Source organism: Faecalibacterium sp. BIOML-A4, assembly GCF_009679665.1.
Taxonomy (GTDB): Bacteria; Bacillota; Clostridia; order Oscillospirales; family Ruminococcaceae; genus Faecalibacterium; species Faecalibacterium taiwanense.
Genome location: NZ_WKZG01000015.1, coordinates 72010 through 82150, shown reverse-complemented (window position 1 = coordinate 82150; position 10141 = coordinate 72010). Strand labels below are relative to the sequence as shown.

15 protein-coding genes and 1 tRNA gene are annotated in these 10141 nt (G+C 60.1%); all 16 read right to left on the bottom strand.

From position 1 onward, the window contains the following. Positions 1-698: hypothetical protein (locus GKG34_RS11045; RefSeq protein ID WP_347563457.1), on the bottom strand; the 698-nt coding region annotated here is incomplete at its 3' end. Further along, complete coding sequence (locus tag GKG34_RS11040) at positions 695-1708, bottom strand: hypothetical protein (RefSeq protein WP_154256219.1); 1014 nt, start codon at positions 1706-1708, stop codon at positions 695-697. The genes GKG34_RS11045 and GKG34_RS11040, both read right to left, overlap by 4 nt. Continuing rightward, positions 1701-2555 (bottom strand): phage tail domain-containing protein, encoded by an 855-nt coding sequence (locus GKG34_RS11035; protein ID WP_173015251.1) that lies wholly within the window; start codon positions 2553-2555, stop codon positions 1701-1703. Before GKG34_RS11035 ends, GKG34_RS11040 begins: the two co-directional genes overlap by 8 nt. Continuing rightward, positions 2548-5550 (bottom strand): hypothetical protein, encoded by a 3003-nt coding sequence (locus tag GKG34_RS11030; RefSeq protein WP_154256217.1) that lies wholly within the window; start codon positions 5548-5550, stop codon positions 2548-2550. Before GKG34_RS11030 ends, GKG34_RS11035 begins: the two co-directional genes overlap by 8 nt. Positions 5551-5555: 5 nt before the next feature. Further along, on the bottom strand, positions 5556-5786 hold the full coding sequence (locus GKG34_RS15905; protein WP_005939220.1) for a hypothetical protein: 231 nt from the start codon (positions 5784-5786) through the stop codon (positions 5556-5558). A 125-nt stretch (positions 5787-5911) separates the two neighbouring features. Continuing rightward, a complete protein-coding gene (locus tag GKG34_RS11020) occupies positions 5912-6187 on the bottom strand; it encodes a hypothetical protein (RefSeq protein WP_005939218.1) in 276 nt (91 codons plus the stop codon). After that, positions 6184-6786: a hypothetical protein gene (locus tag GKG34_RS11015; protein WP_005939214.1), complete on the bottom strand. Its 603-nt coding sequence runs from the start codon at positions 6784-6786 to the stop codon at positions 6184-6186. Before GKG34_RS11015 ends, GKG34_RS11020 begins: the two co-directional genes overlap by 4 nt. 17 nt (positions 6787-6803) lie before the next feature. Beyond that, positions 6804-7136 carry a hypothetical protein gene (locus GKG34_RS11010; RefSeq protein ID WP_005939211.1) on the bottom strand — a complete coding sequence of 111 codons (333 nt, stop codon included), beginning with the start codon at positions 7134-7136 and terminating at the stop codon, positions 6804-6806. Beyond that, complete coding sequence (locus GKG34_RS11005; protein ID WP_005939209.1) at positions 7133-7453, bottom strand: hypothetical protein; 321 nt, start codon at positions 7451-7453, stop codon at positions 7133-7135. The genes GKG34_RS11010 and GKG34_RS11005 overlap by 4 nt, the downstream gene beginning before the upstream one ends. Beyond that, a complete protein-coding gene (locus GKG34_RS11000; protein ID WP_005939207.1) occupies positions 7446-7778 on the bottom strand; it encodes a hypothetical protein in 333 nt (110 codons plus the stop codon). The genes GKG34_RS11005 and GKG34_RS11000 overlap by 8 nt, the downstream gene beginning before the upstream one ends. Continuing rightward, positions 7772-8146, bottom strand: coding sequence for a hypothetical protein (locus GKG34_RS10995; RefSeq protein WP_005939203.1), 375 nt, complete (start codon positions 8144-8146; stop codon positions 7772-7774). Before GKG34_RS10995 ends, GKG34_RS11000 begins: the two co-directional genes overlap by 7 nt. A 9-nt stretch (positions 8147-8155) precedes the next feature. Beyond that, entirely contained in the window at positions 8156-8317 is a 162-nt protein-coding gene (locus tag GKG34_RS10990; RefSeq protein WP_005939201.1) for a hypothetical protein, read from the bottom strand. Beyond that, positions 8317-9180, bottom strand: coding sequence for a phage major capsid protein (locus GKG34_RS10985; RefSeq protein WP_005939198.1), 864 nt, complete (start codon positions 9178-9180; stop codon positions 8317-8319). The genes GKG34_RS10990 and GKG34_RS10985 overlap by 1 nt, the downstream gene beginning before the upstream one ends. Positions 9181-9195: 15 nt before the next feature. After that, positions 9196-9732 (bottom strand): phage scaffolding protein, encoded by a 537-nt coding sequence (locus tag GKG34_RS10980; protein ID WP_154256216.1) that lies wholly within the window; start codon positions 9730-9732, stop codon positions 9196-9198. A gap of 92 nt (positions 9733-9824) precedes the next feature. Further along, positions 9825-9901: transfer RNA gene (locus GKG34_RS10975), tRNA-Trp, on the bottom strand. 81 nt (positions 9902-9982) lie between these two features. Next, positions 9983-10141, bottom strand: a complete 159-nt coding sequence (locus tag GKG34_RS10970; protein WP_154256215.1) for a hypothetical protein — start codon at positions 10139-10141, stop codon at positions 9983-9985.

Genomic DNA, 10141 nt, shown 5'->3' with positions numbered 1-10141 from the left:
GATGCGATCTGCTCCCATGTGCCGCCAAACAGGGCGGCAGGGCTGGTGGGGTCGGTGCTCTGGTAGATGCTGCCCACGGGAAAAGGATTCACGCTTTTCAGCAGTGCGTCCACCTCGGCACGGGTGTAAAAGCTCCTGCTGTCCACCTCGGCCTGCAGGCTGTCCAGCATGGCCTTTGCCTGCGTCTGCAGCTGGGCGGTGGGAATCCCCGTCACGCCGTCCCGCATCACGCCGCAGACGGTCTCGTCCGCGCGGGTGTCGGTGATGTCGGCGGCGGTGACAGCGGTGGAGCCTGCGGGCACCGAAATGGTGCACAGGCCCAGCTCGTACTGATTATGGTTCTGCAGGATATCGGGCGGCTGTGCGGCCACGGCAGGCGTGCCGGTCTTGAGCTTGATCGCCGCGATATTCTCCGAGGTGTCAAACTGCAACACGACGCGATCCACGCGGTTGAGGATGTTGTCTGCTTCGGGGACGGTCAAGACGTTCTCTTCCCGACTGCACACAGATACGCCTTTAAAGTCGTCGTAATTGATCCATGCAAGGCCGGGCGCAACGGTGATCTGCCGTGTACCGGTGATACTGACAGCAAAGTTGGTCTCTTTGGAGTAGACGCCGGATGTGCGGGTGCACAGGTAGGTGGCCACGTCCTCGGCGCTGTAAACCACGCCGTTCAGCGGATATGTGATAATGCTCATTGTTTCCTCCTGATGATCGGGGTGCCGATCTCTGTGCTGACCGAGTTTTTACCCTTTTGGGAGCTCAGGGTCACAGAGGTAATGCGGGCAGCGGCCTGAATGTCCGTTCCGGGCAGGCTGGCCTCCACCACCATGCCCACTGTGATTCTTCCGGTGGGGGTGAAGCGGAAGTTTTCCAGCCGGGTATGTTTGGCAAGCTCCTGCTCGCCCTGTGCGCGCAGGGCGGCAAGATAGTCCGCCTGAGACTGGCCGCCTTCCTTCTTTTTGCTGGTAGCATCCACGATCAGCTCCCGCCGGGCAGAGCCGGTGTTCTCCGCTGCACCCACGGTGGCGGTACCTTCCGCGCCAACGACCACGCACACATTTTTATAGTCCGTGATGCTCTCGGTATAGGTCAGGTCGGTCAGGTTGCCGTACTGCGGCGCATACCGGGCGTTCGGGTCGAGTTTTGGCCGGAACAGCTCAAACAGCAGTTTCGCTTCCGGCTGATCGAACCGCACCCGGAAGCCGATGTCCAGCTCCTGACACACCTGTTCGACCAGCTTCAGCAGGCTGCCGGGCTTGACCTCGCCGCTGTAGGTGTCCGTCAGTCCTGCAGCATCGCCCAGTTCAAGGCAGGGCCACGCAGCAGCACTGGATACCAGACTTCGCAACGTTTCCTCTGCGGCAAAATTGCTTAGGGTGTCCGTGTGACCGCGTTCATCCAGAATGCAGGCGGCGTCTTTTGCGGCGATCACCAGCTTGTGGTCGGATTTCTGGGCCGACACGATGCGCATGAGCCGATCGCTGCCCACCAGCCAAAGATACCGGTCCGGGCGGCACAGCGCCTGCAAAGCGGTCGTGTCGTGCAGCTCCAGCTGTGCACCCTGGGTGTCACTATAGACGTTGTAGCGTTCCGGCCAGACCAGCGAGACCCAGCTTTCAATGCGGCCCAGCAGATTGAGCCGGATATCATAGACGCAGATGCTCTTGTGCCCGGATGCTGTCAGTGCAGAAATGATCTCAGCCATTGGAACCCTCCGTGATGATGGTGGAATACGCTGCGTGCATGGTCAGCGTCAGGAAAAGCCAGCCGTCGCCGGATTCTGCGGTGCGCTGCCATGCCTGCGTACCGTGATACACCGTCCAAAGGGTACTGCTTCCGTCAAGGATGGAGAGCACGTCGTAGGCTTTGCCGTCAATGAGCTGCTGGACCCGCAGCAGGTCGTTTTCGCGGTAGACCTGCAGCTCGTCGCCGTCCTGCAGGGTCGTAACAAAGCGCAGGTATTCGCCCGTTTCCGGGTTAAGGACGCCGGGGTTGACCACGGGCCCTCTGGCCGACAGTGAAAGCCGAAAGTTCTGGGTATCCAGACCACTGTTGACGATGCGGATATAATCGGCCTGCTCCCGGATGCCGAACTGGTGCGCGTCGTAGCACACCGGCAGGCGGAACACAGGTGTCACCCTGATGGTCGCGGCCAGCGTTTCCTCTACACTGTGCCAATAGGGGTTGGGGCAGTACAGCTGAAAGCTGAAAGTGGGCCAGAGCAGCGCCGCACTGATGGCCGGACAGCGCTGCACCTCGGCGTCACACCAGTATTTCCCGGCCACGGTGAAACGCCCGGTCACGCCCGGCGCAAACACGTCCCGCAGCTGACGCTTGCAGTAATCGACATTGCGCAGGATACGCCCGGTGATGGTGCGGGTGACGCCGGAAATGCTGCGGCTCTCCACAGGAGCACCCACCTGCTGATAACCCTGACTGGTTTCCAGATCCACGGGCAGGTCGCCCAGCGGGTCACAGCTCCACAGCACGCTGGCCTTGTAGCCAAAGGCAAAGCTCTGTCCGGTGCTGGAGGTAAAAACAGCGTCAAACACCCTGCAGCACCGCCCTTTCCTGCTCATACTGTGCTTCGCGCATCAGGTCCGCCGCCGTCTGCGCCTTGCTGTAGATGTACTGGTTCACTTCGATATTGGGCCGCTGAGTGCGCTGGGGCAGCGGAGCTTTCTTCTCGTAGTCCCACAGGCTGCTGGAAGCCTCGGTGACGGTGCTGCCTGCGGCGCTGCTGGAAGAGCTGCCCGTGCCGGGTGTGCTCTTTTTCTTGAAGGCACCGCCGAGCGATGCAACGATGGCCGCGATCGCAGCCACCAGAGCAACACCCGCTGCGATCATCAGCAGGCCCTTCGGGGTCCCGAATCCGGTCGGCAGCAGCGCCATGCCGATGGATTGCAGCATTGCCACGAACGCGCCGCCGATGGCACCGATCAGGCCGCCCAGCGAAGCAAGGATCTCCGGGAATGCAGAGATCAGACCGCCCTGCAGGCCCTTGCTGATGGCGAGAGCCGCCGCGCTCAGCGGCCCCTGCAGACCGCCGAAAATGTCCAGCAGTGTGCTGCCCAGGCCGGAGAACTGGCTGACCACATCTCCAAAGCCGCCAGTCAGGCCGTCGAAGATCTGGGTGCCGAGGTCCCACGCGCCATTGGCCAGCTGGCTGATGCCCTCGCCCAGAAAACCGTTGACCTGCTGGATCAGATTCTTGCCGAAGTCATCGATCAGCAGCTTGGTCTCCGGTGCAAGACCGTTGTACAGGGTGGAAAGGACCCACTGCCCGACGCTGAGCCAGTCCTGACTCTTCACAGCTTTGTACAAGGTGCCAAAAGTGCCCAGCACGCCCTTGTCGGCCTCGCCCTGCCAGCCCTTTACAAGGCCAGAAAAACTGTCGGCACTGGCCTTCTTGATGGTCTCGGCCACCTGTTCGGTGCCGTCGGCGGCAATGTTCTTGACTCGCTCGACCACCACAAGGGCACCGTCCACCACCTTATTGAAGGTCTCGGTGATCACCTTTTTGGTGGTCTCGGTGCCGTCGGTCAGTGTTTCCTTGATGGTTTTGGTGCTGGTAGCAATGCCATTTACCACTGTGTCAAAGGTCGATGTGACCGAATTGGCCATCTCCCGCACCGTTTCCATGGTCTGTTTGACGGTCGTCTTGCCCATCGCGTCAATCTCGGTGACAGTCTTGATGTCCTTCAGCACACCGTTCACCAGCTGACGGCTGGTCTCGGTGATGGTCTGGGTCTGCTGCTTCTTTCCGTTGGAAAGCTCCTCGTTTACGGTCTGGGTGGTGCGGGTCACTTTGCCCAGCACCTCGGTCACCGTGTCAGAGTAAGAGTTGACCACCGATGCGGCGGCCTTTGCGGCTGTGCCCGCTGCTTTCCCTGCGGCGGCTGCCGCATTGCCGGACTTGGTATAGGCCGGGATAGCGATATCCGCCACGGTCTGGGCGCTGTCGGCAAGGCTGGTGTTGGCGGAGGTCCAGTCGGCCAGTTCGTCACGGCTGGCAACATCGGCGATGGTAAAACCGGCAGTAGCTGCGGTAGCGATATCCGCCACTTTACCCTTGCCGGTCAGGCCGTTGATGAAGCTCTGAATCAGATTCTTGCCCCACTGAACCGCCTGCGAGGGCAGGCTCTTGATCCATGCCAGGGCGCTGGAAAAACCGCCCTTGAATGCAGCCAGCATGGAAGAGCCCATGCTCCTGACGCCGCTTGCCACGCCGGTGAGGATGTTCTTGCCGATGTTCAGCCAATTCACTGCAGAAATGACCGAAAGCACCGCCTGCAGGATCTTCTTCCAGTTGGCCAGCAGGTCGGGCACAGCCTTTACGATACCCACGCCCAGCTGCACCACCAGTGAGACGCCCTCTGCAAGGAGCTTCGGCATATTGTCGTTAATGATGCCGCAGATATTGATGATGATATCCGGCACATAGGCGATGAGATCTGGCAGGCCCGCGATCAGGCCGTTGGCCAGCTGGGTGATCATGTCCAGACCGGCGTTCACGAACTCCCCGGCATTTTCCCGCAGGTTTTCCGTAAAGGAAAGCAGCTGCGGCAGAGCATTCGCCAGAAAATCCGGGATGCCTTGTGTGAAGCCCTGCGCCAGAGAGCCGAGAAGCTCAGTGCCGGTCTGCACCACTTCGGGCACAAGGCCGTAAATGACCTGCGGGATGCCCTGCAGCACGTTGCCGATCATGGGCAGCAGGTTGCCCACAAGGTAGGTCCGGGCCGTGTCCGTCAGTGCCTGCAGGGGTGCCGTCAGGTCTGCGCCGGTGCTCCAATTGCCCAACACGTTCTGCGCCGCTGCCTTCATAGCCGCAAAGCTGCCGGTCAGGGTCGTTGCAGCTTCTCTCGCCGTTGTGCCGGTAATGTCCATCTCCCGCTGAATCACATGGATGGCGCTGTACATGTCGGCCAGATTGCCCAGATCATAATGGACGCCGGAGATCTTCTCGGCATCGATCAGCAGACGCTGCATCTCGGCCTGCGTGCCGCCATAGCCCAGCTTGAGGTTATCCAGCATGGTATAGTTCTGCTTGGCAAAGCCCTGATAGGCATTCTGGATATCCTGCATATCCGTGCCCATTTTGTTGGCGTTGTCGGCCATATCCACCATGGCCATGTTGGCAAGCTGGGCGGCGGCATTGGTATCCTTGCTCACGCTGGAAAGCAGGCTGGCCGCAAAGCTGGTGGTCTGCTCCATGTAGTCGTTGGCGGAGAGGCCCACGGTCTGGTACGCCTGTGCGGCATACTGCTTGACGGTATCGGCACTGTCCTTGAACAGCGTCTCGATGCCGCCGATGCTCTGCTGCAGGGCACCGCCCATGTCGATGGAATCCTTGATGATTTTGCCGATGCCAGCGGCGGCAAGCACTTTTTTGATAGTGCCGACCAGCTGGGCACCAATGCTCTGGCCAACCTTTGCGCCTAAGCCGTCCGTTTCTTCGTCAAAAACGTCAGTCAGTGCAGCCCGGATGCCATCTGCCGACGGCACGATCTGCACATAGGCTTTTGCCATCTCGATTTTGTCCGGCATCTCCATCAACCTCCTTTCAGCGCAGCAATGGCCGCTTCAAATTCTTCCGGGCTGGCAAAGCTCTGCACATCCTCCGTGTCGCTGCCGGAGCCCGTGCCGGTCAGAGCTTCCAGAATAGACTTGGGCGGCCTGCCGGGCTTGCCCAGCAGCCACCACTCGATGCGGTTCAGCGTGTCGGCAGCAGATGCCTGCAGCTGATCTTCTATAGGCACCCGCTGCCCGGCCAGCCGCAGCATACTGCGGCTGCTCTCCGGCAGACCTGCAGCAAGGGTGGCCGCCAGACGCGGCGGCAGGCTGCGCCAGTCCAGAACGTGGTAATACTGCGCAAAATCGCAGATCAGCGCGTCCTCGTCCGATGCGATCAGTTCGGAGAGGATGCAGAGTTTTTTCCTGCGGAAAAGCTGCGGATCAGTTCACCGATCGCTGCACCAAAGGCAGCCACCGGCACGCGGCCCTTGGCGTCACGCAGGTGGTCGTAGAGCTTCTTCTTGCCTTCCTTGCCAAGCAGGCGGTCCGCCACATAGAACAGCTTGGTACCGTCCGTGTCCATTTCCACGATGGCCTCCACCAGCTCCACATCGTTCATGGCTTCATCGTCCAGCTCGATCTCAAAACCGGATTCCGTTTTTGCAATCATGCCTTTACCTCCTTATTGTCTGCGGTGCTCTCGGCGGCAGACTGGGTGGCGGCAGTGCCGCCCAGAATGTACTCGTAGTGGGTGTTACCCTCGGTGTCCGGCACCGCGGTGATGGTGGTGCTGTAGCCCACCGCACCGTTGGAATAGACGATATCGCCCACGGCAGACACTGCCGCATCCGGGATCACGATGCGCTTGAGCACGTTGTTCTTCATTACCATGTCCACGACCCAGCTGCAGTCCTGCTGTTCGTCGCTGTTGGCCTTGACCGTGATGCCGGTCTCCAGCGTGCCGGCAACGTTCTTATCGCCGTAGACAGACTTGAGCACCGCCGGGTTCAGGGCTTCCAGCAGGGTGTAGGCGAAGGTGTCCGGCTTTTCGGTCTGCTGGGTCAGCACGGTATCACCGCCCCATGCCGTGGTGTTCTCGCTGCTGGGAGAGTTCGAGTTGGTCAGGCCGTCACTGGAAATGTAGCCCAGCGATTCAAAGGCTTCGTTCAGTTTGGACTTTGCATCCGTGGGCAGCGGGGTGCCCAGAGGTGCGCGCCAGACGGCACCGCCCACCTTGGGCTTTGCGGCGCTTACATTTTTTGCATCCATAGAGATACTTCCTTTCGTCAGTAATGTGTAATAGAAAAGACGGCCTGATATCTTGGCCGTTTGCGGGTGGTATCCGGGAAATTGTACTCAGTGACAAGGTCGCAGGAGACGATTTCCGGCAGAGTGTCGGCGTCCAGCATAGCCTGCACCACAAAATGGCTCAGCTGAGCGGCAGAAAAATCGCTGCTGCCGTAGGACTGCACCGCCAGCATGGCCGTGTAAATGCCTTCGTCCGGGCTGTCACCGGTCTTTTCGAGGATACAAAAATTGCCGGAGGGCTTCTCCGGCATGGACATGTAGCAGGAAAAGGCATTTTCCCGCAGGTAGTTCAAGATGACTTCTTCGATCATTTCTTTCTCTGGTAGCTCCTCACTGTGATGACACGCCCATCTTTCAGGCGGCGCTTGTGTTCATGCACTGTTGCGCCGCTGCGGCTGCCGGAGACGGCTTTCAACAGGGTGTTGTTGGCCGAGTTGTCGTCATAGGCCTTGCGGGAAGCGGTCTCCACAACAGCCACGGCGCGGGTGGGGGCCACATAGGATTCGTAGCCATCGCCGCAACGGTCCTTCACGGTGTCGGCACGGTCTTTCAGTACCGCCTGCATTTCAGGGCAGCGCAGTAGCGCCCGGATGCCGGGGCTGTTCAGCTCGATCTTCACCTTACTCAAACTGCACCACCTGCACCTTCTTGTTCCATCGCAGCGGGATCATGCTCTCGATGCCCTGCACAACACCGCCGCAGGTGCGGAAGGTCTGACCGAAGAACTCCACCTTTGCGTCCGCCCAGTCGTGGGTGTCGCCCTTGGGGATGGCCAGCGTATAGGCCAGTCGCCGGCCGGTGAGCTGCAGTTCGGTGGTGATCTCCTCGGCAGAGGGTTCACCCACCAGCACATTGTGCACGGTGACAGGCGTTTCCTCATAAATGGGGTCGTGGAAGCGATCCTCGCCGGTCTGGGTCTTGGAATAGAGGGTGATGTCGATTCCTTTCAGCATAAGTCCTCCAGAGGGCTGCGGGCACCGATGCGGCTGCCGACGCCCAGCAGCTTCTTTTCCAGCTTGGAAAGATACAGCTCACCGGCAGAGCCTCCGCTCATGGTCCAGCTCTGGCTGTAACCCAGCGCCGTGGCGGTGCCCTGCGTGGAGCCCACGGGAAAGGATACGCCGCCCTCGCTGTCGCTCTCGCCCAGCTGCCGGCGCACCATCCGGCAGGAGACCACCCGCTTGGCGTCTTCGCCTGCATCCGGGTTGTAGCTGTCGATGATCACGGCGGCTTCGCTCAGCAGGGCAGCGCACTGTGTCTGTTCGTCTCGGGACAAGGCGCGAAAACCTGCTTCCACGTCCTGCACTTCAGCATAAAGCATGGCGGCACCTCACTTCGCTTTGGCCTTGCGAACGGTTTTGGGCTTTTCAGCCGCAGCGGCTGCGGGAGGATCCCGCGCTACCTGCTTATGGCCTGCGGCAGCATACTCTGCCGCGCGCTCCTCAGCCACGTACATGACCGTGCCGGTCAGCTGATTGATGAACTTCACCATCAGCCCGCCGCCTTGGTCAGCTTGTTGAACACGGTGGTGTCGCAGCGGAAACCCACCTCGATCTCGGCACGCACGGCAAACATGTTCTGCTGGAACAGGTTAATGGTGGTCTCGCCATCCTGCAGCGTTGCCTGATCTGCGATGGCAATCTGCACGCCCTCCACAGTGCCGTACATTGCCTGCGTCCAGTCACCGGCAAAGCCAACCACATTGGGGGTGCCGGAGAGGTAAGCGCCCTTGCTCTGCAGGGTGCGGGAGCCAAGGATCATAGGCACAGCGCCCTCGGCCACGCTGTTGATGAACAGCGGGCGCTTGTTGGCGTCCACAGCATTCAGCAGCAGCGCCTTGCCCTTGGGGGACAGCACCCAGCCGTTCAGGATGCCGTTGTGGTCGGCGATGTCTGCATCTGCAGCCACCAGACCGGCATAGGCGTCGGTTCCGATCTCCTGCGCGGTGCAGCTCTTCAGAGTGTCAAAGTTGGAACCGGGCGCGGTGACGCCGCCGAACACAGTAGCGTCGAATTTCTGTGCCAGAGCCAGCGGCAGACGGCTCACCAGCTGCTTGTACAGTGCGGGCACATCGCGGCGGAACTGGTTGGAGAAGGGCACGATCACAGCCAGCGTGTAGGGCTGCATGATCTTGGTGTCCAGTGTGCCGCGCTTGACCGGCTTCTTTGCGGTCTCCGCCACCCATGCGGCTTCCGGGTCGCCGGTGATAACGGGAATGGTCACGCCCAGACCCGGCAGCTTGATCGGCTGGGCCAGAGACATGACAGCGGAGCTTTCCTGCGTTTTCTGCAGGATCTCGCTGGATACCTCGCCGGGCAGGGCAATAGAGGTGGTACGGTTGATATCAGTCGCCATAAAAATACTCCTTTGTTACTTGGTCACCTGCGCAAACCAGTCTGCAAACTGCTCGCTGGTAGAGCCGGTGGGGGTGTGATGCGGGTCTCCGCCATCCCTGACGTCAGGGTACCCGGGCTGGCCATCACCAAAGGCCCACGGGTTCGCCTTGGCAGCCTCGTCCAGCGCCTTGCCGATGTCGGTGCTGCGGTCGGCAGAGCCCTTTAGGGCGTCTAGATCCAGCAAAGCCCGCACTGCCTTGACGCTGCGGCCCTTCCTGCCCAGGATGGCAGTGTCCAGCGCGTTGTCAAAGGCAAAGCCCTCGGCCTGCGCCTTCATGTCGGCCTTCAGCTTGGTGACCTGTTCCTGCAGGCCTGCCACATCCACGCCTTCAAAGGCTTTCAGGCCGTCCTGCGCGGTCTTGAGCTGAGCGTTTGCGTTGTCCAGCTGGGTCTGCAGGGCGGTGGCTGCAGACTTCTCCCGGTTGATGTCTGCGCCGTTCTCCTGCATGATCCAGTTCAGCTGTTCATCGGTGATGCCGGGGATCTTGTTCTTCACGTCTTCACGCTTCATGGTGGAAACTCCTTTCGTGTGTGAGACCTCAGTTTTTTACACTGTTCTCTGTCAGTATTCGGTCGTGGGCGGGGTACGCGCCGCCCGCCGCATGGCACCGTTTGCAGGACTCGAACCTGCCGCTTCCGGTTTTGGAGACCGGCGCTCTTCCGACATGAGCTAAAACGGCATGAAAAAAGCACGGTGCAAAACTGCATCGTGCTTAAAAATGGGCAAAAGAAAACCACGGTGCATGTGCATCGTGGTTCAATTACTGATCCTGTTCCCAGGCCCAGTTTTTAAATTTATGATACGCTTTCAACGCTTCCTCTGGAACAGCAGAAAAGTCTTTTTCAAGAATCGCTGTACGGTAAGGATCAAACGTATCGACTAACTTTTGAATTTCCGGGGGATAACCCAATATGCACAT

Coding starts and splice junctions, on each gene's coding strand:
- GKG34_RS10995 (WP_005939203.1), bottom strand. CDS start 8,146: ATGCTTTATGCTGAAGTGCAGGACGTGGAAGCAGGTTTTCGCGCCTTG.
- GKG34_RS11000 (WP_005939207.1), bottom strand. CDS start 7,778: ATGCTGAAAGGAATCGACATCACCCTCTATTCCAAGACCCAGACCGGC.
- GKG34_RS10985 (WP_005939198.1), bottom strand. CDS start 9,180: ATGGCGACTGATATCAACCGTACCACCTCTATTGCCCTGCCCGGCGAG.
- GKG34_RS11015 (WP_005939214.1), bottom strand. CDS start 6,786: ATGGATGCAAAAAATGTAAGCGCCGCAAAGCCCAAGGTGGGCGGTGCC.
- GKG34_RS11040 (WP_154256219.1), bottom strand. CDS start 1,708: ATGGCTGAGATCATTTCTGCACTGACAGCATCCGGGCACAAGAGCATC.
- GKG34_RS10990 (WP_005939201.1), bottom strand. CDS start 8,317: ATGGTGAAGTTCATCAATCAGCTGACCGGCACGGTCATGTACGTGGCT.
- GKG34_RS11030 (WP_154256217.1), bottom strand. CDS start 5,550: ATGCCGGACAAAATCGAGATGGCAAAAGCCTATGTGCAGATCGTGCCG.
- GKG34_RS15905 (WP_005939220.1), bottom strand. CDS start 5,786: ATGCTGCGGCTGGCCGGGCAGCGGGTGCCTATAGAAGATCAGCTGCAG.
- GKG34_RS10970 (WP_154256215.1), bottom strand. CDS start 10,141: ATGTGCATATTGGGTTATCCCCCGGAAATTCAAAAGTTAGTCGATACG.
- GKG34_RS10980 (WP_154256216.1), bottom strand. CDS start 9,732: ATGAAGCGTGAAGACGTGAAGAACAAGATCCCCGGCATCACCGATGAA.
- GKG34_RS11010 (WP_005939211.1), bottom strand. CDS start 7,136: ATGATCGAAGAAGTCATCTTGAACTACCTGCGGGAAAATGCCTTTTCC.
- GKG34_RS11020 (WP_005939218.1), bottom strand. CDS start 6,187: ATGATTGCAAAAACGGAATCCGGTTTTGAGATCGAGCTGGACGATGAA.